We start from the raw sequence: 25,435 nt of genomic DNA on the forward strand, positions 1-25,435 counted from the left end.
AGAAGTTGTTTTGATTTATCTTGATTTTTTTCAGTTACTTAAACTGTTTCATAAGTGGAACAGTTTAAGTAACTAAGAGGTATTTGGATTTTGATGTTAGCAAAGTACAGGGTAAGTGATGTGGTATTATATTCATGATTATAGGGTGAAACAGCCTTAAATATTCATAAATAGCCATGTGCTCTTACTGTATGTTGCAATGGCGAGTTAACTTCTGTGTCAGTAATAAAAAACGGCTAATTCATAAAGTTCAGCGTTATCGTCATATGATTCATACTTTGCTTGTATAGTGAACTTCTCTGTCTCAATATCAACCTGTTCAAAATTATCTATCGCATCACTGAAATAGGCTAGCATTCCTTGCTTATCAAGAGGGAGTTTCATGGCATTTATTGACTTGATAAAGGCACTTTCACTAGCATTTGCGAATAGAGGCTCTGTTAACTTTATTTCTTCAAGCTGCTGATGATTAAATCTCAATAAAATATGATTCCCGACTAACCACCAAGCGTTATCGTCACTGGCAATATTGATTTTAATGGCTAGAGGAACTTGGCTTGTTAGCTCATCTAATGTGAGAAGAGAGGGGGCGCTAAGTGATAGGCGTTTAAATAGCCATTCTTGTTGTGATGCAGTCAAACTTGCGGGCTTATCGACCTTAAATGAGGTGTTTATTTGGCTTAGTGTGAAATGCGTTAGCAAGTGTTCTGGCTCAGACGCCATCTCAGGATGAAATGTTTCAAACTCAAGAAGTAAGTTTTGTTGATTATCTTTAACAAGCAGCTGATTCCTCTTTGCGTTAACTTGTTTTGATGCGAGTGCCAATTTTACTTGGTTAATATCGCTTTTTTGAGCTGATACTCCCTCAATTCTCCAATGAGTATCATCAAAGCCTTCTCTGAACCCAATAGTGTTAAGTCCCGTGCTGTTTAACAAATCAAGTTTGGTGCTGACTATTTCCAGTTTATTTTGGGTAAATAAGTACCAAAGGTTTCTGCCGTAGCCAAGAACAAGCTGGTTCCGCTCTAATTTGATTTCAATACTAGCAGGGCCAAGTGTCTTAACGACATCTTGTATAGTGCTTCCAAGCTTTAGGCTGTAAACAGCTTCAGAAACAGAGACATTTGCTGGTGGAAGCGCAATTTTTTGAGCCAGTTGGTAAGGGGAGGGAGACGATAATTCATCTACATCGAATGTATACTCGTATGAAAGCTTGTGTACCTTGTAGCCTTCAGCGTTATAAGGTGCAGCTATCGTTGAAAGGGCCTTATTGTCTACACACATTTTAAAAGCTTGAGCTTGGATATGAGTGTTGAGCGTTTTGCGTACGTATTCATCTGATGCCGGTTTAAATCTGCTGCTATAGTTTGTCACCCTATGGTTAACATGAGTGATAATAACCGCATCAGCTCCATTCCCAATAGCCTTTTGACTAAGTTGTGCCACAGCGAGCGATAAGGACTTCTCCTGCGGGTTACCCTCTTGGTCTAACATTTCAAGATCTTCTGTTTTTAGGCTAATGACACCTAAATCTTTTTCGATACAGCTGGGTTTATGATTAAAAATAACTTTATTAGGTACTGCATTTGCTTGTGTTAATGGTAGGAGTAAGCCGCCAAAAATTATAGTGCTTAACTTGGTTATTAATTGCATTTCCATATGCTGAGTTGTTCCTTTTAATTACTCTACTTCAATATCAAAGAGTTAGAAATTACTTAGTAGATTGTATATAGCCCCCACTTCTAAATGGTATTCAAATAGAGAGCAACCTGCGCTAGTCATATCAGTTAAGGTCTTTGTTTATGTCTATGAAGTCAAATGAGAATTTCGATAGTTTGTATTTATGGTATCGATCTAAATAAAAAAGGCTGAATGAACAGCCTTTTTAGTTTTTCAAGTGTGAGTTTTATCTAGGTGTTGCTCTGCTCCAATTTTAGCTCATCCAAGGTAACAACTTTCTAGAGAAACTGTCTGCTTGTCCGAGGCGAATCGCGCTGCGATGGCGCATTCTATAAAGCGCCTGGTAACATAGCGGAACCAAATACAGGCTAGTCACGGTTGAGAAGGTGAGGCCACCGATAATGGCAATCGCCATCGGTGAATATGACGGGCCGCCGCCTCCGAGTTGGGTATCTCCCATGGCAAGTGGCACTAGACCAAGTACAGTCGTACCTACTGTCATCAGCACCGGACGCAATCGGGTATAACACACGGCGCTGATGGTGTCAGATAGCTTGTCTAGCTCGGGTGAAAGCTGATTTATCTGATCAACCAATACAATGCCGTTATTGACCACAATTCCCATCAAAATCAAAATACCTATCATCGCCATAATTGACATAGGTGTGCCGGTAAACAGCAGTGCCCAGAACACGCCGGTAATAGAGAACAGAATCGAGGTGATAATCGCCGTTGGTAATAGTAGTGACTCAAACAGCGCCGCCATGACGATATAGATCATCGCAATGGCCAATATCATATTGGTTGCCATCACCGCTTCATCTTCGTCTTGCTTTTGAAAACCGCCTCTAAGTGAGTAACCATAACCGGCTGGGAAGTTAATGTTTTCCATCACTTGGGTGATTTTGTCCTGAGCTTCCTCTGTTGTCAGCTCGTCTAAGTTGGCCCCAATCGATAATGCGGTTTGTCTGTCGTAATGCCTAATGGTGTCAAATCTTGGCAAAATTTCGATTTTGGCTAAGCTGTCTAAGGTATAAACGCGGTTATCAATTCTGATCACTGGTAGCTGCTTTAACTTTTCAAGTGACAGTCGCCACTGTTGCTCAAAGGCCATCTCGATGCGCAGCTCTCCACTGGGATCGTGACGAAATGAGCGTAAGGGGCTACCTCTAAGGGCCATAGAGATGCTTGAGGCGATTTCATTGAGTTTTAAGTCCAGTCTGGCCGCCATCTGGCGGTCGATACGGATCACCACCTCTTGCTGCGCACCATTTAGCTCTGAGCGTACATCGGTAAGGCCATCAATATTGCTCAGCAGAGGGATAACTTGCTCACTAAGGTGAATTAACTCTGTAGTCGAGCGTCCGGTAAGCGACACCCGTACCCCATTGTTTTCCCCACCCCAACCAAATTGCGGCTTAGCAATGGCAAATTTGGGGAAGCCTTCACGTATGGTTTTCTTAAGTGCCTTCATATCGACTTCGGTATCTTCTTTTAAAATCAGAGTCGATTGACCTCTATCGGCAGCAAAATAGCTGTATACCGAGTCAATTTGGAACTCGTCCTTATTGGCATAAAGGTAGGTTTCCATGCGAGTTATCATCGCCTCGGTAACATCTAAGCTATGGCGGCCCTCGACTTGGTAGTTGATATACAAGCGGTTATTGCCTTCACCGTCGGACTGATCTTGCTTCACCATGCTCAGTGGTAGCGCCGTCGAAGCTAGAATAACAATGGCTAGTACGCCTGAAATACGCGGGTGCGCCAATATCCAGTTGAGGCTAGTTTGGTATCTCGCTTGAAGCTGACTCTTTTTAGGCGCCTTCTTTTGGCTAAAGCTCATCCTACTGAGCATTAACGGCAATAGGGTCTTAGCGACCAACAAAGAGGCGGCAAGGGAGATACAGATGGCGATGGCCACATGTTCTAAGAAGATGGTCAGCTCGACTTTTACACCAAAGATATTGGGCAAAAACACAATGGCAGTCGTTAGTGTGCCAGCAAGCACGGCAAGCGAGACTTTATCGACGCCGCGAAGAATGGCGCTGCTATTTATCTTGGCCACTCCCACTTCTTGTACTGAGCCATCTGCTATTTGAGCCTGTTTCTGCTGCAGCACGCTTTCGGTGACCACCACGGCATTATCAATTAGCATACCGACGGCTAGCAATAGTCCCATCATCGACAAGATATTAAGGCTATAACCTAAAAAGTACATGGCGGCCAGAGTCATACAGATGGCGATAGGCACTGATGAGACGATAACTAAGGTCATCTTCAGATCCCGCAGGAACAGATATAAGACCACAAACGAGAGCAGGGCACCGATAAGTCCGGCTGTGAGCAAGTCGCGCAGCGAAGAAGTTACGCCGTAGGCCTGATCTTCCATAACAAACAGCTTAATGCCTTCAAACTGTGAGTCACGCTTAGCCTCATCAATGACCTTCATCACCCGCTGTGAAACATCGACAAGGTTGGCCCCAGACTCCTTAAACACATCTAAGCCAACTGCGTAGTTTTGATCTAAGTGACGGCCATCTAATCGTTCAGGCAGTGAAAAACTGACATTAGCGATATCACCTAAGGTGATCCCTGGAGCTAAGACCAATGCGGTAATATCATCTAGGTTTCTAAATTCGCCCTTCGGTGATACTTGATAGACGCGAGAGTCAGTTTTAAGCACACCCGCATTGATGACAAAGTTTTCTTGTTGCAGTCGTCTGTTTAGCGATTGTACTGAAATATTGCTGGCAGAAAGCTTGTCTGCATTAATGCGGATCTCTATCTGCTTCTGCTCAACGCCATAAAGGGTGACTTGCGATACACCTTCCACACGCTCAAGCGGCTTTTTGAGCTGTTTATCTAGCAAATCAAAAGCGCTTGAAAGCTCACGGTCGCTTGAAATTCGTAAATTGAGCACTGGCATATCAGCTGTGCTGAATTGGCGGATGAATACTCGCTCCACATCCTTAGGTAGTAAGTGGCGCACCGCATCGATTTTCTCTCGTGCTTCTAGGCTTTTAGTGGCAACGTTTTGTCCCCACTTCATCCTTAAATCGATTTCGGCGCCATTTTGCGAGGAACTCGAACGCAGCTCCTCGATGCCGCCCATAGTGGCTAGCGACTCCTCCAATACGTTGGTAATGTCACGCTCCACCTCTGCAGGTGTTGAGCCCTTATAGGGCACCTCTACAATCACCTGAGGAATATCGATGCCAGGAAACATCTCTAGTGGCAATAATCTACTCGAGGCGAGGCCAAATAGTAGTATTGCCACAAAGAACATGGTGGTGGTAACGGGTCTTGCTAAGGCAAAGCGGGTGATATTCATGCTTGGCCTCCTTCAAGAGTTGGCTTGTTGATTAAAGAGGTTTCACTGATATTTTTATCTGATTGTTTTCTCTCAAATTCTTTTCTATCAAAGAGGGCATAAAGTACTGGGATCACCACCAGTGTTAGCAAAGTAGATAATGACAGCCCGAATATGACGGTTATCGCCATTGGGGCTCTGACTTCACTACCGTCGCCGAGCCCTAGAGCCATAGGAGACAGGCCAAGCGCCGTGGTCATGGTGGTCATGATTATCGGACGTAGACGGGATTTCGCCGCATTTGAGATAGCGGTGATTTTCTCTTCGCCGTCTTGACGAAGTTGGTTAATTCTATCTACTAATACAATGGCGTTGTTCACCACGATTCCTGCCAGCATGATGAGGCCGATAAACACCACCACACTCAGGTGTGTTTGAGTGATGAACAGGCCTAAAATACTACCACCGACCGCCATAGGCACGGCGATTAAAATAAGCAGTGGGTGCAGCAAGGATTCAAACTGGCTGGCCATCACTAGATACACGAGGAACACCGCAAGTACTAAGGCAATTTGTAGTGACTTAAAGGAGTGCTCCATTTCCTCGTTTTGACCACCGAAGCGGGCTTGAATTGAGGTCGGCAGAGTTTGATTAGCCAAGATCTCGCGGGCGTTGAGTACGGCATCATTCAGATCACCGTATGCCAAGTTTGCAGACACAATTGCCACGCGTTGCTGGCTAATACGGTTAATCGCCGATGGACCGAGCTTTAAACTCACGTCTGCCACCGCACTGAGTGATATTGGATGGCTACTATTTGGGTTAATGATCATCGAGTCGATATCACTAATTTGATTACGCTCATCGAGCTCACTGCGAACTAAGATATCAATCTTACGGTCGCGAACCGTGTATTGGCTAGCAATGGTGCCACCAATGCGCTGGGCGATACGATTGGCAACTGTTGGTGCATCCATACCAAGCGCTGCTAATCGTTCATGGTCAAAGCGAATACTCAGCTCTGGTTGACCATCTCTTAGGCTGGTATTGATATCGGCGAAGCGATCGGAATCAGACAGGGCATCGACTAAGTTGTCAGCAGTTTGTTTAAGCTGGGCCAAATCGTAACCAACAAGTTCAATTTCAAGCGGCGTTTTAAAGCTAAACAGCTCAGGGTGCTGCACTTTTGCTTCGAGCTCTGGAATGCGCATGGCGGTGGCTCGTAGCTTATCGGCTACAGCATCAAAGGCGTTATGGTCCTGAAGAACCACTTGCAAGCGGCCCCAGTTTTCGCCGCCTCTAGAGGTGTCGGACGTCATAAGGCCACCACTACCAGCTTGGCTATAAGCATGTTTTACATCTGTGCGATCTTTAATCGATAGCGCAAGGGTTCGTAGCACTCGGTCTGTTTCAGACACTTCGGTTCCAGGTGGCAGTAATACTTCTACATAAAACTCACCTTGATTCATTGGGGGAATCAGCTCCATACCTAAACGGGGAACCAGCAATGCGGCACTAGCCGTTACCATCAGCGCTATTGCTAGAGTGAGCACGCGAAACTTAAGTGCAGCCGCTAATAGCTTATGATAGAAGCGCTCTAGTTTGTGATAACCCCAGTTAAAAGCGCTGCTTATCGGGCGCATAACAAGGCCTGCCAACCAAGACAGGGTGCGGCCGAGAATAAGCACTAAGGTTAATAGTGCACTGGGTAGGTAGTTAAATAGCAATACAAATGGAAACGAGAACACAGTGGCGCTGTAATGCTTTAACTTGGCCAGTTTTGTTTCCGGCTTGGGCTTAGCTGTTTTCTCTAAAAGTGGTGGCAGCGCTTTAAAGCCTTCACGAGACGCAAGCATTGGAATGGTCGTTAGCGCCACAAGCAAGGAGGCGAGTAAGGCGAAGGTCACGGTTAATGCTTGGTCTGAAAACAGTGCGCCAGCCACGCCGTCAACAAATACTAAGGGGACAAATACCGCAAGTGTGGTGAGCGTTGACGCGAAGATGGCGCCAGACACCTCTTTGGTGCCAGTAACTGCCGCTTCAAGCCTATTCATACCAAGGGATTTACAGCGGTCTATGTTCTCTAATACCACGATGGCGTTATCGACCAAGAGCCCTACGGCTAAAGCTATGCCCCCGAGTGACATGATATTAAGGCTGATATCGGCAAAGTACATCATGTTAAAGGTGGCGATAACCGAAAATGGAATCGAGATTGAGATAATCAGGGTCGGAATAATGTCTCTGAGGAACAGGTAGATCACTAACATAGACAGCAAGCTACCGATCAGAGCCGCACTGGTGACTTCATTAACCGCGCTTTCGATAAACTCCGACTGATCGTAGATGACCTTAAGCTCGGCTTTAGGGTTATGCTGATTAAGTTTATTTAGCTCATCAGTCACTTTGCGAGCCACAGCAACGGTATTGGCATCACCTTCTTTATAGATTGCGAGCTCAATAGATTCTTTATCGCCAATGCGAGTGATGTCATTACGTTCTTTGAAGGCATCGACGATTTGTGCAACTTCAAACAGGCGTACTAAGGTTTGCTCGTCACGGAAGATCACGATTTGGCCGAGTTCATCGAGAGAGTTAAATTGATTAAGGGTACGAACTAAATACTCCTTATCACCTTGAATCACTTTACCTGCAGAGAGGTTAATGTTCTCTTCGGCGATACGGCTACGAATAAGATCGGCACTTAAATTCAGCTGAGTGAGCTTTTGCTGATTAAGCTGAATATGCACCTCTTGCTGTAATCCCCCGGAAAGCCTAACTGCAGCAACGCCGGTTAACGATTCTAGTTGGCGCTTTAGCTCCTCTTCGGCGTAGGTACGCATCTGCTTTAACTCGGTTTCGCTCATTGTTTCAGACGTACTACCGCTGGTTTCAGGAACCGAGAGGGCTAGGCGTACGATTGGGTCGAGGTTTGGATTGAAGCGCAGTAAAAGCGGCTTCTTTACATCTAGGGGCAGTTCAATGGTATCGAGTTTTTCTCGTACATCAAGACTTGCCATATCCATATCTGTGCCCCATTCAAACTCAAGCACCACATCAGACATACCTGAGCGTGAGATTGAGCTGATTTTTCTAAGGCCTTTGACTATGCCGGCAGCCTCTTCAATCGGCTTTGAGACTAGCTGTTCAACCTCTACAGGCGCCGCACCGATATATTGAGTACGAATGGTGATGGTTGGATAGCTTAAGTCGGGTAAAAGCTTAACGGCTAGGCGGGAGAATCCCACCATGCCAAAAAGAATCACCGCAAACATAAACATCCATACTGTTACCGGTCGATTAACCGCAGTTTTTATAATAGACATAGGGTGTTCCCCATTTTTTTAGTTAGCGCTAGATCTGAAAAAGTACTTAGTTCAATGGCTGATATAGCGTCGATATCTTTGATAGTAGACATGGTGAGAGCCTTATCTATTTAGCTGACGCTATGTCGACAGAATTGATCACTTCAACTAATGATTTATCTTTTAGGTTTTGCTGACCGCGGATCACAATCTGCTCACCCGGTTCGATCCCCGCGACGACTTCAACGGTATCGGCTTCACGATAGCCAAGAGAGACGCTGCGTCGATTAGCGTTGTCACCATCAATAACGTAGAGGGCAAACTCATTGTCTTGATTGATCACTGCGTTATAAGGCACGGTAATGACATTGTTGTGGGTATCGTACTTAAGCTCTACACGGGTAAACATGCCGGCTTTTAATGTCGCGTTTTGATTAGGGACTGAAAGGGTAACTTTAAAGGTGCCACTTTGTGAGTCAACAATCGGGCTGATGCGTAATACGCTGGCGTGTGTAGTTTGTTGGATATGTTTATTAGCGTAGATCTCGGCGTCTTGTCCTAGACGCAGGTGCTGAAGTTGCTGCTCTGGCAGATGCACAATGCCGTAGAGCTCGTCTTGATTGACCACATAAAATAGCTCATCAAACTCTTTGGCCATATTGCCAGACTTCACAAAGCGGGTAGCCACTATGCCGTCGATAGGCGAGCGGATCATGCTTTCTTGGACATATAATGCGGCTAAATCGCGTTTTGCCATGGCAGCCTGTAGGTTGTATTCAAGCTTTGCCATCGAGTCGGCACTGAAAAACTCTTTATTACTAATTTTCTTAAGGCGATTTAATTCTTGCTCAATGATTTCGACTTCGGCTTGAGAGCGGTCTAAATCAAATTTCTGCCTTTTTGAGTCAATTACAGCCAATAGCTGACCTTTTTTAACTCTGTCACCTTCTTCAACCTCAATTGATCGGATGAGCCCTGCGACGCGGGTAACGACTTTGGCTTCTTGAGGGGCTTCAAGTGTGGCTGTGGTGCTATAGAAAGAGGACACATCACCTTGTATTACAGTGGCTGTTTCTACGGGGACGGCATACTTCTCTTCCTCTTTGGCTTGTTCTTCTTCGCTACAGGCTGTTAATAGTGTTGCTAGCAGTATAGATAGGATGATGACTTTCTTATTTAACGCTTCCATGTAAGCAGACCTTAAATCAATTTTCCGATAGGCCTGATAAAGCATTAACTGTGCCAACCTTTAAAGGTTATGAAATTCAACAGCTTAGTTCTACTGGTGTTTTTGCGTATGTATTATTTGTGATAAATGTAGCGAAAAGGTACAAATGTTGGTTTTTTTAACAAAGGTCACGAATGCTGTCGTTAATGCATAGATAATTTTGTAAAAAGGTTAGGCTTGTAGTTTGGGCTTTATGAAGTTTGAGTGTTTTTCATTATGAATTTTATTCGGGTGTGAAACTTGAGTCATGATTGGCATCAATTCAAGTTAGAAGCTTGTGGGCATAAAAAAAGCACTCAGTTGAGTGCTTTTTACAAATTGTTTCAGCTCAGTTAAGCTCATTGGGCTCAGCTCTAAGTGACGAGCTTAGGTTGAGCCGTATTAGCTCGACTTAACTCTAGCTGACATAACTCTAGCTTGAGTTAATCCCGTTTAGCTAAGTCAACAAAGTCACGCTTCGCATCACCGGTATAAAGCTGGCGAGGACGGCTGATCTTATGACCTGGTTGATCAAGCATCTCTTTCCAGTGTGCAATCCAGCTGACAGTACGCGCTAACGCGAACCATATTGGCGTGAACAGGCCGGAATATTCGATAGGGTAGACTCAATAAAAAAGGCACTCAATGAGTGCCTTTTAGTTCTGCTTTATTTCGCTTTGCTAAGTGAGTTTATTCACGTCTTAATTTAAGTGACGAGTTTAAATTAGAGTATCAACAAGCGATTAATCCCGTTTAGCTAAGTCAACAAAATCACGCTTCGCATCACCGGTATAAAGCTGACGAGGACGGCTGATCTTATGACCGGCTGAGCAAGCATCTCTTTCCAGTGTGCAATCCAGCCGACAGTACGCGCTAACGCGAACCATATTGGCGTGAACAGGCCTGAATATTCGATTAGATAGACTCAATAAAAAAGGCACTCAATGAGTGCCTTTAAGCTTTACTTAACTTTGTTTAATCTAGCTCTGTTAAGTCAAATATTCATGTCTTAATTTAAGTGACGAGTTTAAATTAGACATCAACAAGCGATTAATCCCGTTTAGCTAAGTCAACAAAGTCACGCTTCGCATCACCGGTATAAAGCTGGCGAGGACGGCTGATCTTATGACCTGGCTGATCTAGCATCTCTTTCCAGTGAGCAATCCAGCCGACAGTACGCGCTAACGCGAACAGCACGGTGAACATACTTGTCGGAATGCCAATCGCCTTCATGATGATCCCTGAGTAGAAATCAACATTTGGATAAAGCTTCTTAGACACGAAATACTCGTCTTCTAGTGCAATACGCTCAAGTTCCATTGCCACATCTAGAAGCGGATCGTTCACTTTAAGTTCGGCAAGGACTTCATGACACGTTTCACGCATGACTTTAGCGCGAGGGTCGAAGTTCTTGTAAACACGGTGACCGAAGCCCATTAGACGGAATGGATCTTCTTTGTCTTTAGCACGTGCAATGAACTCTGGAATACGATCGACAGTGCCAATCTCTTCCAGCATATTCAGACATGCTTCGTTAGCGCCGCCGTGAGCCGGTCCCCATAGTGATGCGATACCCGCAGCAATACATGCAAATGGGTTAGCACCTGAAGAGCCTGCTAGACGAACGGTAGAAGTCGATGCATTTTGCTCGTGATCCGCGTGTAGGATAAAGATACGATCCATTGCGCGTTCTACGATTGGGTTAACCTTGTATTCTTCACATGGTACAGCAAACATCATGCTTAAGAAGTTACCCGCATAGCTTAAGTCGTTGCGTGGGTATACAAACGGTTGACCGATTGAATACTTGTAACACATTGCTGCAATCGTTGGCATTTTTGACACCAAACGATAGGCCGCAATCTCACGGTGACGCTCGTCATTTACATCCAAAGAGTCTTGGTAAAATGCCGATAAAGCACCTGTTACACCACATAGCATTGCCATAGGATGAGCATCAGGTCTGAAACCTGCAAAGAAAGCAGACAACTGCTCATTCACCATGGTGTGCGTTTTTACTGTGTATACGAATTCGTCGTATTGTGCTTTATTTGGAAGCTCACCATAAAGCAATAAATAACATAAATCTAAGTAATTAGATTCTACTGCCAACTGGTCGATAGGGTAACCACGGTGTAGCAGTATTCCTTGCTCTCCGTCGATATAAGTAATTGCAGATTCACAAGATCCGGTCGCTAGAAATCCTGGATCGAAAGTAAAGTAACCTTTGCTACCTAGCTTACTGATGTCGATTACATCAAATCCTGCCGTACCTTCTTTAATAGGCAGTTCGATTGAATCATTCCCTGGTAGTTCTAATGTGGCTATATTATCAGCCATACCCCATTCTCCTTACTTCATTCTTATTGAGTGCGGCTTATCAAACGTGAATACTTTACAGTGAATCTAGATCACATTTCAATTTAAATAAGCGTTTAAATTTGTTAGACCATGGTCTTAAACTGGCTAAAGTGCTTGTGCTAGCAATGGCTTGGCAGATTTTTTTACCAAAAAAACAAAATTTGCATAATGTGATGTTTGTATTTGACATTTCACCCACGTATACTTGCCGCAGCTCAGAAGAGCTGCATACATTAGCGAGTAGTTATCACTTTTTTGCATGCTTAATTAGTGGTTGCTAAAACTGTTAAATGTTTGTTTCAAGTTTTCTTTTGCAAAAGTTCCAAACCGTGATCTGGATCACTGATTGGAATTTAAGCAAAAGCGGTTCATATAACAAAAAATAGCTCAATTGAGCAGAGTGAGCAGAACGTGAAAAAGCAAAGACCTGTCCATTTAGATCTGCAGACCATACGCTTCCCTGCAACGGCGATCGCGTCCATTCTTCACCGTGTATCGGGTGTCATCATGCTGTTTGCCGTCGGTATCCTTATCTGGTTGCTTAATGAATCATTAGCATCAGCCGACAGTTTCGCAGGTGTCCAATCTCTCTTTGATAGCTTTATCGTTAAGTTTATCGTCTGGGGAATTCTTACCGCGCTGGGTTATCACTTGATAGTGGGTATTCGCCACTTAGTGATGGATGCTGGCTACTGGGAAGAACTCTCTTCTGGTATAACTTCGGCTAAAGTCGCTATTGCATTGTCAGTAGTGTTTTCAATCATTGCGGGGATTTGGGTATGGTAACTAACGCAGCAAGTCTTGGCCGCAGTGGTGTCCATGACTTTATTCTTATACGTGCAAGTGCTGTAGTCCTAGCCTGTTATACCATTTTTTTGGTTGGGTTTATCGCATGTAGCTCTCCACTAACTTATGACGTATGGCATGGCTTATTTAGCACCTTGCCGATGAAAGTCTTTACACTACTCGCGCTAGTAGCGGTTTTAGTTCATGCCTGGATTGGAATTTGGCAGGTGCTAACCGATTACGTTAAGTGCGTTGCACTACGTGGTGTACTTCAGTTTGTTTTTGTCATCGCCGCATTCAGCTATTTAGCTGCAGGCATTTTGATTGTGTGGGGTGTTTAAGTGGGTATTCCAGTTCGCGAATTTGACGCGGTTGTAATCGGAGCCGGTGGCGCGGGTATGCGTGCCGCTCTACAGATTTCAAAAGAAGGTAAGAGCTGCGCGCTCTTATCTAAAGTTTTCCCAACTCGTTCTCATACCGTATCTGCACAGGGTGGTATTACCGTAGCACTGGGTAATGCACACGAAGATCACTGGGAACAGCACATGTACGATACCGTGAAAGGTTCCGATTTTATCGGTGACCAAGAAGCGATTGAGTTTATGTGTAAGACAGGGCCTGAAGCGGTAATCGAGCTTGAGCACATGGGTCTACCATTCTCACGTTTCGAAAACGGCAAGATTTACCAGCGTCCTTTCGGTGGTCAGTCTAAAAACTTCGGTGGTGAGCAAGCGGCGCGTACAGCGGCTGCTGCCGACCGTACAGGTCACGCACTACTACATTGTCTATATCAGCAAAACGTTAAACATAAGACTGAAGTCTTTTCTGAGTGGTATGCACTCGACTTAGTCAAAAATGAAGACGGCGTGATTGTGGGTTGTACGGCAATCGAAATTGAAACCGGCGAAATTGTTTATTTCAAAGCGAAAGCAACAATCTTGGCAACCGGTGGCGCAGGGCGCATCTACGCTTCAACCACTAACGCTCACATTAACACTGGCGACGGTGTTGGTATGGCGATGCGTGCCGGCGTTCAGATGCAAGACATGGAAATGTGGCAGTTCCACCCAACGGGTATCGCTGGCGCAGGTGTTTTGGTGACTGAAGGTTGTCGTGGTGAAGGTGGTTACCTGCTAAACAAAGATGGCGAACGCTTTATGGAGCGCTATGCACCGAATGCGAAAGACTTGGCATCTCGTGATGTAGTCGCACGTTCTATGATGACTGAAATTCGCGAAGGTCGTGGTCTCGATGGTCCATTAGGTCCGCACTGTCTTCTTAAGCTAGATCACTTAGGTAAAGAAACCCTAGAAGCGCGCCTTCCAGGTGTTTGTGAATTGTCGCGTACATTCGCGCATATCGATCCCGCCGATGGTCCAATCCCAGTTCTTCCAACTTGTCACTACATGATGGGTGGTCTACCTGCAAAAGTGAGTGGTCAGGTTGTACGTCAAAATACAGATGGCAGTGAAGAAGAAATTACCGGTCTATTTGCAGTTGGTGAAATTGCGTGCGTTTCGGTACACGGAGCGAACCGATTGGGTGGTAACTCATTGTTAGATCTTGTAGTATTTGGTCGAGCAGCGGGTCAACATTTAGGTAAAGCGTTAGATGAAACGCCTACACCAAAAGAAGCTAGCCAGGCTGATATCGATGCTTCTCTTGCGCGTTTGAACCGCTGGGAAAGCAACAAAGATGGCGAAGACCCTGCAGTGATCCGTAAAGACCTACAGCTTTGTATGCAGCTGAACTTCTCAGTATTTAGAAGTGGCGATGCGATGGCTGAAGGCCTTAAAGAGCTTAAGGTGATCCGTGAACGTTTGGCTAACGCCAAGCTTTCAGATAACTCAACAGAATTTAATACTCAGCGTATTGAGTGTTTAGAGTTAGATAACTTGATGGCAACCGCAATTGCAACAGCTACGGCGGCCAATTTCCGTACCGAAAGTCGTGGTGCTCACTCTCGTGAAGATTACCTTGAGCGAGATGATGAAAACTGGCTATGTCATAGTATCTATGACCCAGTAACCGAGCTAATGACTAAGCGTGATGTGAACATGCAGCCTAAGCTTCGTGACGCATTCCCGCCTATCAAACGTACTTACTAAGGAGAAGCCCCGATGAAATTGGAATTTGCAGTTTATCGCTACAATCCTGATGTAGATACGAAGCCGTATATGAAGGATTACAGCTTAGAAGTGGATGAAGGTACTGACATGATGGTACTGGATGCACTTTTAAAGCTTAAAGAGCTAGATCCAACACTGGCGTTTAGACGTTCATGCCGTGAAGGTGTATGTGGCAGTGATGGTATCAACATGAATGGTAAAAATGGACTCGCGTGTATCACGCCTGTTTCTACCTTCACTGGAAAGAAGATCGAAATCCGTCCGCTACCAGGCATGCCTGTTGTACGTGATTTGATTGTCGACCTGACTCAGTTCTATACCCAGTATGAAAAGATAAAGCCTTTCTTGATTAACGATGAAAAAACGCCTGCGCGTGAGCATCTGCAGTCACCGGAAGATCGTGAGCACTTAGATGGACTCTATGAGTGTATTATGTGCGCATGTTGTTCTACGGCTTGTCCTTCGTTCTGGTGGAACCCAGATAAGTTCATCGGTCCAAGTGGTTTGCTGCATGCTTACCGTTTCTTGATCGATAGCCGTGATACGGCGACTGAAGAGCGTTTATCTGGACTCGATGATGCTTACAGCGTGTTCCGCTGCCACGGCATCATGAACTGTGTTGACGTTTGTCCTAAAGGGCTTAATCCGACAAAAGCAATTGGACATATCAAGTCTATGCTTCTGAAGAGAGCCGTTTAAATGCAGTACCAAGAGCCGATATTGATATAGCTCTATACGAGTCACTTTCCCTGTGGAGAGTGACTCTTTTTTGTGTCATGGAAGACGAATATAACGATAATCTGGAACTCTAGGGGCTACAGAGATTACAGAGAATTTGGGTTAGCTCAAACTATCTGTATTTATGACTTTGGCTAAGCACGTGTATACAGTTTGAAAGGAATAGAAATGCACCAAGGCATCATGAAAGCCTGGCTCGAATCGTCTCATCTCAATGGTGCGAACTCGACCTATGTAGAAGAGATGTATGAAGCCTATCAAGAAGACCCGCTGTCGGTAACAGAAGACTGGCGTGTCGTGTTTGATAACCTCCCTCTAGTTAATGGCGCATCGGCTGATGCACCAGAAGCTGCCCACTCTAAAGTACGTGACTATTTTCGTAGTCTTGCATTAGAAGGACGTCAGAAAGGTTCACCTAAGGTGACCGACCATGAAGTCGATGCAAAACAAGTTAAAGTCCTACAGTTAATTAACGCTCACCGTTTCCGCGGTCATCAGAATGCCAATTTAGATCCGCTTGATATTTGGAAGCGTGACAAGGTATCTGAGTTAGACCCAGCATTTCATGGCTTAGATAGCGATGATATGCAGCGTCAATTTAACACGGGTTCATTTGCTCATGGTGGCGAAACCATGAAGCTGGTGGACTTAGTTAAAGCACTTAAGGCCACTTACTGTGGTTCTATCGGTGCAGAGTATATGCACATTACTGATACCGATGAGAAACGCTGGCTCCAGCAACGTCTCGAACCTTCTCTCGGTGCTGCAAATTACTCAAAAGAAGATAAGACTCGAATTCTTGAAGGACTCAACGCCGCTGAAGGTATGGAAAAATACCTAGGTGCTAAGTTCCCAGGGGCAAAGCGCTTCTCATTAGAAGGCGGCGATGCACTCGTTCCTATGATGCGCGAAATCATTTATCGCGCTGGCGATGCGGGTACCAAAGAAGTGGTTATTGGTATGGCGCACCGTGGTCGTTTGAACGTACTGGTAAATATTCTTGGTAAGAAGCCATCAGAATTGTTTGACGAATTCGCTGGTAAGCACAGCGACGAGCTAAATGGCTCGGGTGACGTTAAGTATCACCAAGGATTTTCGTCAGATTTTGAAACACCAGGTGGCAACGTTCACCTTGCACTGGCCTTTAACCCATCTCATCTAGAAATTGTTAATCCTGTGGTTATTGGCTCTGTTCGTGCTCGACTTGACCGTCGTGGTTGCGATACGGGTTTGCAAGTGATGCCAATCACTATTCACGGTGACTCTGCTATTACAGGTCAGGGTATTGTGCAAGAAACCTTTAACATGTCACAAACCCGTGGCTTTAAGGTTGGCGGTAGTATCCGCATCGTAGTCAATAACCAAGTGGGTTTCACCACGAACTTAACTGAAGACGTACGTTCTACTGAGTACTGCACCGATATCGCTAAAATGGTTCAGGCACCGATTTTCCACGTTAATGCCGATGACCCTGAAGCCGTCGCGTTTGTTTCGCAACTTGCGGTTGATTATCGTAACGAGTTCAAGCGTGATGTGGTTATCGATCTGGTTTGTTATCGCCGTCATGGCCATAACGAAGCCGATGAGCCAAGTGCCACTCAGCCATTGATGTACGCCAAGATCAAGAAACATCCAACACCAAGAAAGATTTATGCCGACAGACTGATTGCTGAAAATGCGCTTGGTAGCGATGAAGTCACATCTATGGTGAACGATTACCGTGATGCACTCGATGGCGGTGATTGTGTCGTTAAAGAATGGCGACCAATGACCTTACACTCGGTCGACTGGAGCCCTTATATTGGGGCCGATTGGAATGATGCATACGATGCACAGATGTCAATTGAGCGCATCAAAAATCTGGCTGATAAAATCAGTTATGTGCCTGAAAGCCATAAGCTGCAATCACGCGTTGCAAAAATCTACAAAGATCGTCTCGCGATGGCATCTGGCGAGAAACTGCTAGATTGGGGCTTTGCCGAGACATTGGCTTATGCATCGATTCTTGAAGACAAGAAGCGCATTCGTATAACCGGTCAAGACTCAGGCCGTGGTACTTTCTTCCATCGCCACGCTGTGCTGCATAACCAAAATGATGCAACGGCTTATATGCCGCTGCGTAATATTGCAGATGAGCAAGGACCAATAGATATTACCGACTCGGTATTATCTGAAGCGTCGGTACTGGCATTTGAATATGGCTATGCGACTGCTGAACCAGGCGGCTTAACGCTTTGGGAAGCGCAGTTTGGTGATTTTGCTAACTGTGCCCAAGTGGTTATTGACCAGTTCCTATCATCCGGTGAGCAGAAGTGGGGCCGTTTATGTGGTCTAACTATGTTGCTACCACATGGTTATGAAGGCCAAGGTCCAGAGCACTCGAGTGCCCGTTTAGAACGCTTCCTACAGCTTTGTGCTAATCACAACATGCAAGTGTGTGTACCATCGACTCCAGCTCAGGTTTACCACATGTTGCGTCGCCAGGTTGTGCGCCCAATGCGCCGCCCGCTTGTGGTTATGTCACCTAAGTCTTTACTGCGTCATCCATTAGCCGTATCAAGTCTGGAGGAGCTCGCTGAAGGCTCGTTCCAGAATATCATCGGCGAGATTGATGAATTAAATGCAAGTAAAGTCGATAGAGTCGTATTCTGTAGCGGAAAGGTTTATTTTGAGCTACTCGAGCGTCGCCGTAAAGAAGGCTTAGACAATGTTGCGCTAATTCGTGTTGAACAGCTGTACCCGTTCCCACACGAAGAAGCGGCAGCCGTTCTTGCCGAATATAGCCATGTTAAAGATTTCGTTTGGTGCCAAGAAGAGCCGCAAAACCAAGGTGCTTGGTATTGCAGTCAGCACCATTTCTGGAGCGTCATCCCGCAAGGAGCTCAATTGAGCTACGCCGGTCGTGAAGCGTCAGCTGCGCCAGCATGTGGTTATCCTGCATTGCATGCTCAGCAACAAGAATCATTAATCAGCAGTGCGTTGAAACTGTAGTAATAGACATTATATAAAAAGGATCGTAATCCATGAGTATCGAAATTAAGGTACCCGTTCTGCCAGAATCAGTTGCAGATGCAACCATTGCTACTTGGCATGTTCAAGCTGGCGAGCAAGTTTCTCGTGATCAAATCCTTGTTGATATTGAAACTGATAAAGTCGTACTTGAAGTTGTTGCACCAGAAGATGGACAAGTTGCTGAGTTTCTAGCTCAGGAAGGTGACACAGTTCTTGGTGAAGCAGTGATTGCTAGCTTTATTGCTGGCGCAGTTGCAGGTCAAGAAGTCACTAAAGCCCAAGCGGAAGCGGCAACGCCTGCAAGCGATGCATCTGACGAGTCAAACGACGCACTAAGCCCTTCAGTTCGCCGTCTTATCGCAGAGCATAATGTTGATGCCAATGCGATTAATGGCACGGGTGTTGGCGGACGCATCACTAAAGAAGACGTTGAAGCGTTCGTTAAGAACAAGCCTGCAGCAGCGCCAGCAAGTGCTTCAGCACCTGCTGCAGTGGCGCCATTAGCCGAGCGTAGCGAAAAGCGTGTGCCTATGACACGTCTTCGTAAAACGATTGCTAATCGTCTGCTTGAAGCAAAAAACTCTACGGCTATGCTAACAACGTTTAACGAAGTTAACATGAAGCCAATTATGGATATCCGTAAGCAATATCAAGAGGTTTTTGAGAAGCGCCACGGTATTCGTCTAGGTTTCATGTCTTTCTATGTTAAGGCTGTTACTGAAGCGCTTAAGCGTTTCCCTGAAGTGAATGCATCAATCGATGGTGATGACATTGTTTATCACAACTACTTTGATATCAGCATCGCAGTGTCGACTCCTCGTGGCCTAGTGACACCAGTTTTGCGTGACACTGACAAGATGAGCCTTGCCGATATCGAGCGTAATGTTCGTGAACTAGCCATTAAAGGTCGTGACGGTAAGTTAACTGTTGATGACATGACTGGCGGTAACTTCACCGTGACTAACGGTGGTGTATTTGGCTCATTGATGTCAACGCCAATTTTGAATTTGCCACAGAGTGCGATCTTAGGCATGCATGCCATCAAAGATCGCCCTATGGCAGTAAATGGTCAGGTTGAAATCCTGCCTATGATGTACCTCGCACTTTCTTACGATCACCGTATTGTAGATGGACGTGAATCAGTTGGTTACTTGGTTGCTATTAAAGACTTCCTTGAAGATCCAACTCGTCTGCTTCTTGACCTATAAGTCAAGACAGACAATACCCTAGCTGCGGGCCCGTTTGGGCCTGCTGAAATACATAAGAAGTATAATGGATAGATCATCATGAATTTGCATGAATATCAGGCAAAAGCCCTATTTGCCGAATATGGTTTACCAGTGTCAGAAGGTTTTGCATGTGATACTGCCCAAGAAGCAGTTGAAGCAGCAGGCCATATTGGCGGTGATATGTGGGTTGTTAAGTGTCAAGTACACGCTGGCGGCCGTGGTAAAGCGGGTGGCGTTAAAGTCACTGGCGACAAAGAAGAGATCAGAGCATTTGCTGAGCATTGGTTAGGTAAGAACCTTGTTACTTATCAGACTGATGAGAAAGGTCAGCCAGTTGCTAAAATTTTAGTAGAAAGCTGTACTGATATCGCAAATGAATTGTACCTAGGTGCAGTAGTCGATCGCTCAACACGTCGCGTTGTGTTTATGGCATCGACTGAAGGCGGTGTGGAAATTGAAACTGTGGCCGAAGAAACGCCAGAGTTGATCCACAAAGCTATCATCGATCCGCTTACAGGCCCTCAGCCATACCAAGCTCGCGATCTTGGCTTCAAGTTAGGTCTTAACCCAACACAAATGAAGCAATTCACTAAAGTCTTTATGGGCTTAGCGAAAATGTTTGAAGATCATGATTTTGCTCTACTTGAAATCAACCCACTTGTTATCACTGACGAAGGCAACATTCACTGTCTTGATGGCAAGATTGGTATCGATGGCAACGCTTTATTCCGTCAGCCTAAGATCCGTGATATGCACGATCCATCACAAGATGATGCTCGTGAAGCGCACGCGGCTAAGTTCGAGCTTAACTATGTAGCACTAGACGGAAACGTTGGCTGCATGGTGAATGGTGCAGGCCTAGCGATGGGCACTATGGATATCGTTAACCTACACGGTGGCAAGCCAGCTAACTTCTTAGACGTTGGTGGTGGAGCAACTAAAGAGCGAGTAGCTGAAGCATTCAAGATCATCTTGTCTGATTCAAACGTTAAAGCGGTTCTTGTGAACATCTTTGGTGGCATCGTTCGTTGTGACATGATTGCTGAAGGTATCATCGGTGCAGTTAAAGAAGTGGGTGTTGAAGTACCAGTTGTTGTTCGTCTTGAAGGTACTAACGCCGACCTAGGTCGTGAAGTTCTAGCTAACTCTGACCTTGATATCATCGCTGCTACAAGTCTAACTGACGCGGCTGAGCAAGTAGTTAAAGCTGCGGAGGGCAAATAATGTCTGTATTAATTAACAAAGATACCAAAGTTATCTGTCAAGGTTTCACTGGCGGTCAAGGTACGTTCCACTCTGAGCAAGCTATCGCTTATGGCACAAAGATGGTCGGTGGTGTGTCTCCAGGAAAAGGCGGTCAAATCCACTTAGGTCTTCCAGTATTCAATACTGTTAAAGACGCTGTGGAAGTGACAGGTGCAACGGCTTCAGTTATCTACGTTCCAGCACCTTTCTGTAAAGATGCAATCCTAGAAGCAATCGACGGTGGCATCGAGCTAATCGTTTGTATTACTGAAGGGATCCCAACGTTAGATATGCTTCAAGTTAAAGTTAAGCTTGAAGAAACTGGCGTTCGCATGATTGGTCCAAACTGCCCAGGTGTTATTACTCCTGGTGAGTGTAAGATTGGTATCATGCCTGGTCACATCCACAAGCCAGGTAAAGTCGGCATTGTTTCTCGCTCTGGTACATTAACCTACGAAGCGGTTAAGCAAACTACTGATGAAGGTTTTGGCCAATCAACTTGTGTCGGTATTGGTGGAGACCCAATTCCAGGTACTAACTTCATCGACGTATTGGAAATGTTCCAAAACGATCCACTTACTGAAGCAATCGTGATGATTGGTGAAATTGGTGGTACTGCTGAAGAAGAAGCGGCTGAATACATCAAGGCTAACGTCACTAAGCCTGTAGTTTCATACATTGCCGGTGTGACTGCACCAGAAGGCAAGCGTATGGGTCATGCTGGCGCAATTATCGCTGGCGGTAAGGGTACGGCAGAAGACAAGTTTGCAGCTCTTGAAGCTGCAGGCGTTACGACAGTACGTTCACTTGCTGACATCGGTAAGGCATTACGCACTAAGACTGGTTGGTAAACACTAATTAGTTATTAAAAGGCGCCTAGAGCGCCTTTTTTATTGCCTAAAAAGAAGGTGTTCCTACGTATTTAATCATACTGGTATAAGTCTATTTTTGAGATTTTGGAGATCTGTTTTTAGAGTTTAATTTGGTGTATTTTTAGTTTTCTAGAACTTTTGGTGATAAAAACGCAATATTTGGTCAAAAAAATGGCGGACTTAAGCCAATCTGTTATACCTAATTTATCTATTGGGAGCTTGCAGGTAACATTTATGTCTATGGTCAGTGCAAAAGAGTTTTCCGATTGGTTAAGGCTGAGATTTGGCAGTCTTAAAGAGGGCGTTTCCCTTACGCGTAGTGACATTAACCAGTTAACTGGTCGGCAAAATTTCTCATCTGACTTTGTGAATGATATTCACTTTGAGCTAATGCGCCACGGTTTAGCGTTCGTCACAGATACCTCTAGAGAAGAGTTTTACTTGGTGCCGATCAACAAGCAGTCTTGGCGTGAGCAGTTAGAGCAGCAATTCGAAAAAGAAATTTTCTGCAATATTATCCCACTTAATATCTCCAGTAAGTAAGGGCTCGTGGAGCCCCTATCCATTTCGCATTTCCGCGAAATGGATGGCTAATCGAAAAAATCGGCTACCCGAAAGACTTTGCTTTGGCATTGATTTATACCAATCAGTATAAAGATTTGCTCGCCATTCTGGAGCGTTTTTGGCTGCCTACTTCTGCGTTGAACAACTTCACAAGGGATCAACCATTCTTTCAGTTTTTCGCCTTGAATTAGTTTGCCAAAAAACGTTCTGAGTAGATCAACTTCTCATACTAATTGGTATTATTGTATCAATAACATATCTACACGCGGTAAAAGCCCATTGTTAACAAACATTTTTCAACTCTGTTATCATGCGCTCGTTGTAATGAACGCGTTTGATTTCTTTTTGCCAAAGAGCAGGTACTTGACTTAATGTCGACGATTTCGATTATTTTTCCGTTACTTTTTATGGCGAGTCTAGGTTATCTATTAACCGCTAAAGGCCCATTTACAAAAGAGCATATTGCTGGGATCAGTCTTTTTACATTTTATATCTGTATTCCCGCCTTTTTGTTTATCAATATGTATCAGGCAGACTTGGAAAGCAGCTTTGATATATTCAGTCTAAGTAGTTTTTACCTACCCGTTATCGCGACTTTTGGCTTAAGCGCAGGGCTATATTACTGTTTCAGCCCTAAGGGAGCTCCTAGGAAAGCAAAGAGTGCCGTTTATGCGTTAGGTTGTAGCTACTCAAATACAATATTGGTTGGATTGCCGATTATCGTAGGGGCACTAGGGGAGCAGATGATGGGGAAGGTGTTTGCAGTGATCACCTTTCATAGTGCCTTACTGTTTTCATTAACTTTTATTTTGAGTGCTAAGCAGAGTCATGCTGGAGCTTGGAAATTTAGTAAAGGGATCATACTAAACCCGATTGTATTGAGTATCTCTGCTGGCCTCATCTTAAACCTACTGCAGGTGCCTATAGAGAACAATCTAGTCAATGGCTTGAGCTTACTCAGCGAGCCCGCTCTCGCTTGTGCACTCTTTGTCCTAGGCGCAAATCTATCATTCTATAAGATTGCAAAAGATTGGCATTTGGCATTGATTGCATCGGTGATTAAATTACTGGTTTTGCCATTGTGTGTATATGGCATTGGTCGCTTTGTGTTTTCTATTGAGGGAGATTCGTTAGCGCTGCTGGTGTTGCTCAGTGCTTCGCCTTTAGGAGTCAATGCGTATCTAGTTGCTATGCAGCTACAAGCTCAACAGGCTGTTATAGCCAGTACCGTAGTCATGTCTACGGTACTGTCAGTGTTTACAATGAGTTTGTGGCTTAGCCTGTTAGTTTGATTAACCTTGCTTATGAGTTCGTGAAAGCTCTGCTGGACTGAGAATGTAGACATCCTCTGAATAGAAGTCTTCAGTCTGAGCCATGCTCCACCAATGGTTCCATGGACCAGAAATTTGATTTTCACTAGTTAAATCGTTCTCTTTTAGGGGCTCAATCAAACTACCTACAGACATCAATAAACCATAAGGCGTGCGGCGTTTTAGCATATGTGGTTGCAGTTTCTCTGGGCTATCTAGCCCCATGCTTCCAACTAGCTCAAAGAAACTATTGAGAGTATTTTTGTGGTAGTTTTTAACTCGCTCACTCTTGTCGCTAACATTGATAGCTTTACTCCTAGCTGGATCTTGAGTCGCGATACCCGTTGGGCACATATTGGTGTTGCAGTGCCTTGACTGGATACAGCCTAACGACATCATCATGGTTCTAGCCGCATTTACCGTATCTGCGCCCATGGCTATTTTAGCCAAGAGGTCGAAACTTGATGCGGTCTTTCCCGATGCAATGATTTTAATCTTATCTCTTAGTCCTGCCCCGACTAAGGCATTATGGACGAAATATACTGCCTCTAGGCACATCATGCCTAAGCGGTTGGTAAATTCTACTGGCGCAGCACCTGTGCCGCCTTCTGCACCGTCGACAGTAATAAAGTCTGGTGTGATCCCGGTTTCAATCATGGCTTTACACAGGCCAAGGAACTCGACAGGGTTACCCACACAAAGTTTAAAACCAATGGGTTTACCTTCGCTGAGCTCTCTAAGTTTCTTAACGAAATTCAGTAACGCTTTTGGCGTAGTGCATTCTGGGTTTACGGCAGGTGATACGCAATCTCTGTCTTTTGGAACATGGCGAATCGCTGCAATTTCATCGGTTATTTTAGCTTTAGGTAGTACGCCTCCATGTCCAGGCTTTGCACCTTGAGACAGTTTTATTTCAATCATTTTTATCTGAGGCCGTGTTGCCATAGCGCGAAAGGTGTCTGGATTAAAGTTTCCATCCTCATCACGACAGCCAAAAAGCCCCGAACCTAGTTGCCATACGATATCGCCTTGGTGCTTCAGATGATAAGGGCTAACGCCTCCCTCGCCAGTGTTGTGATAGCAACCCGCTTTTAGTGCCCCAAGGTTGAGGGATTCGATTGCATTTGCGCTAAGGGAGCCGAAGCTCATTGCTGATATATTGAAATAGGAAGCTTGATAAGGCTTTAAACAATCGGGTCCGCCGATTTGCACTCTTTTAGCAGTGTCTTGGATTTCCTTAGGATGCAGGGACTGCCAAAGGCTAAGATAATTATCTTCTAGCAGATCTCTTTGAGTGCCGAAGGCGATAGTATCTCTGACATTCTTCGCTCTTTGATAAACTAGGGAGCGTTGTTCTCGATTAAATGGTGTCTCCTCAGTGTCATTAGCAATAAAATATTGCTGAATTTCGACACGATAAGATTCCAAAAAGTATCTTAGATAGGCGACGACAGGATAGAGGCGATTTAGCGTATGTCGGCTATGGAATATGTCGAAATAACCAATGACGGTGTAGAAAAGGGTAAACATCAGTACTAAGCTAGGGAACAGCCCAGTATTATTGAGCATATAATTGATGGCGATTAGGTTCCCTAAGGTTGCAATAACCCAATAGACCTTCTGCATAATAGTCATAAAGCATTCCTTTGTTGCTGACTTCACTGCGGTATGAACTCATTGAACGCTA

The 25,435-nt window shown here is 44.9% G+C and carries 16 protein-coding genes and 2 pseudogenes; 10 read left to right on the forward strand and 8 right to left on the reverse strand.

Features of this window, described 5'->3' with window-relative positions; genetic code table 11:
* Window positions 1–219 precede the first annotated feature (219 nt).
* The 7 genes and pseudogenes from SPEA_RS09335 to SPEA_RS09355 all read right to left on the reverse strand — a co-directional run bounded on the left by SPEA_RS09335 (window position 220) and on the right by SPEA_RS09355 (window position 11,842).
* The gene (locus SPEA_RS09335; RefSeq protein ID WP_012155021.1) at window positions 220–1,659 is read right to left on the reverse strand and encodes a hypothetical protein; all 1,440 of its coding nucleotides are present in this window, start codon (window positions 1,657–1,659) and stop codon (window positions 220–222) included.
* 274 nt (window positions 1,660–1,933) lie between these two features.
* Window positions 1,934–5,011: an efflux RND transporter permease subunit gene (locus tag SPEA_RS09340; RefSeq protein ID WP_012155022.1), complete on the reverse strand. Its 3,078-nt coding sequence runs from the start codon at window positions 5,009–5,011 to the stop codon at window positions 1,934–1,936.
* Window positions 5,008–8,316, reverse strand: coding sequence for an efflux RND transporter permease subunit (locus SPEA_RS09345; protein ID WP_012155023.1), 3,309 nt, complete (start codon window positions 8,314–8,316; stop codon window positions 5,008–5,010). Before SPEA_RS09345 ends, SPEA_RS09340 begins: the two co-directional genes overlap by 4 nt.
* A gap of 106 nt (window positions 8,317–8,422) precedes the next feature.
* Window positions 8,423–9,484: an efflux RND transporter periplasmic adaptor subunit gene (locus SPEA_RS09350; RefSeq protein ID WP_041410903.1), complete on the reverse strand. Its 1,062-nt coding sequence runs from the start codon at window positions 9,482–9,484 to the stop codon at window positions 8,423–8,425.
* A gap of 461 nt (window positions 9,485–9,945) precedes the next feature.
* Window positions 9,946–10,092, reverse strand: a pseudogene (gene gltA, locus SPEA_RS22950) (citrate (Si)-synthase); the annotation flags it as partial.
* 153 nt (window positions 10,093–10,245) lie between these two features.
* A pseudogene (gene gltA, locus SPEA_RS23075) lies at window positions 10,246–10,391 on the reverse strand (citrate (Si)-synthase); the annotation flags it as partial.
* Between the two features lie 161 nt (window positions 10,392–10,552).
* A complete protein-coding gene (locus tag SPEA_RS09355; protein WP_012155026.1) occupies window positions 10,553–11,842 on the reverse strand; it encodes a citrate synthase in 1,290 nt (429 codons plus the stop codon).
* A 411-nt stretch (window positions 11,843–12,253) separates the two neighbouring features.
* Between SPEA_RS09355 and sdhC the strand changes: the two genes are divergently transcribed.
* From sdhC to SPEA_RS09410, 10 genes are all read left to right on the forward strand, one after another.
* Window positions 12,254–12,649 carry a succinate dehydrogenase cytochrome b556 subunit gene (gene sdhC / locus SPEA_RS09365; RefSeq protein WP_086024305.1) on the forward strand — a complete coding sequence of 132 codons (396 nt, stop codon included), beginning with the start codon at window positions 12,254–12,256 and terminating at the stop codon, window positions 12,647–12,649.
* Window positions 12,643–12,990 (forward strand): succinate dehydrogenase, hydrophobic membrane anchor protein, encoded by a 348-nt coding sequence (gene sdhD, locus SPEA_RS09370; RefSeq protein ID WP_041410905.1) that lies wholly within the window; start codon window positions 12,643–12,645, stop codon window positions 12,988–12,990. The genes sdhC and sdhD overlap by 7 nt, the downstream gene beginning before the upstream one ends.
* A complete protein-coding gene (sdhA, locus tag SPEA_RS09375) occupies window positions 12,991–14,757 on the forward strand; it encodes a succinate dehydrogenase flavoprotein subunit (protein ID WP_012155029.1) in 1,767 nt (588 codons plus the stop codon).
* Between the two features lie 12 nt (window positions 14,758–14,769).
* Window positions 14,770–15,477 carry a succinate dehydrogenase iron-sulfur subunit gene (locus tag SPEA_RS09380; protein ID WP_012155030.1) on the forward strand — a complete coding sequence of 236 codons (708 nt, stop codon included), beginning with the start codon at window positions 14,770–14,772 and terminating at the stop codon, window positions 15,475–15,477.
* A 207-nt stretch (window positions 15,478–15,684) separates the two neighbouring features.
* Window positions 15,685–18,507 carry a 2-oxoglutarate dehydrogenase E1 component gene (gene sucA / locus SPEA_RS09385; RefSeq protein ID WP_012155031.1) on the forward strand — a complete coding sequence of 941 codons (2,823 nt, stop codon included), beginning with the start codon at window positions 15,685–15,687 and terminating at the stop codon, window positions 18,505–18,507.
* A gap of 32 nt (window positions 18,508–18,539) precedes the next feature.
* Window positions 18,540–19,736, forward strand: coding sequence for a 2-oxoglutarate dehydrogenase complex dihydrolipoyllysine-residue succinyltransferase (gene odhB / locus SPEA_RS09390; protein WP_012155032.1), 1,197 nt, complete (start codon window positions 18,540–18,542; stop codon window positions 19,734–19,736).
* Between the two features lie 78 nt (window positions 19,737–19,814).
* Window positions 19,815–20,981 (forward strand): ADP-forming succinate--CoA ligase subunit beta, encoded by a 1,167-nt coding sequence (sucC, locus tag SPEA_RS09395; protein ID WP_012155033.1) that lies wholly within the window; start codon window positions 19,815–19,817, stop codon window positions 20,979–20,981.
* A complete protein-coding gene (gene sucD / locus SPEA_RS09400) occupies window positions 20,981–21,853 on the forward strand; it encodes a succinate--CoA ligase subunit alpha (protein ID WP_012155034.1) in 873 nt (290 codons plus the stop codon). The genes sucC and sucD overlap by 1 nt, the downstream gene beginning before the upstream one ends.
* Window positions 21,854–22,108: 255 nt before the next feature.
* Window positions 22,109–22,417, forward strand: coding sequence for a hypothetical protein (locus tag SPEA_RS09405; RefSeq protein WP_012155035.1), 309 nt, complete (start codon window positions 22,109–22,111; stop codon window positions 22,415–22,417).
* Window positions 22,418–22,809: 392 nt separating this feature from the next.
* Entirely contained in the window at window positions 22,810–23,730 is a 921-nt protein-coding gene (locus tag SPEA_RS09410; RefSeq protein WP_012155036.1) for an AEC family transporter, read from the forward strand.
* Here the strand turns inward: SPEA_RS09410 and SPEA_RS09415 are convergent, their stop codons facing one another.
* Window positions 23,731–25,383 (reverse strand): FMN-binding glutamate synthase family protein, encoded by a 1,653-nt coding sequence (locus SPEA_RS09415; RefSeq protein WP_012155037.1) that lies wholly within the window; start codon window positions 25,381–25,383, stop codon window positions 23,731–23,733.
* Window positions 25,384–25,435: the final 52 nt, after the last annotated feature.

It is taken from the genome of Shewanella pealeana ATCC 700345, from assembly GCF_000018285.1.
In the GTDB taxonomy this organism is placed as follows: Bacteria; Pseudomonadota; Gammaproteobacteria; order Enterobacterales; family Shewanellaceae; genus Shewanella; species Shewanella pealeana.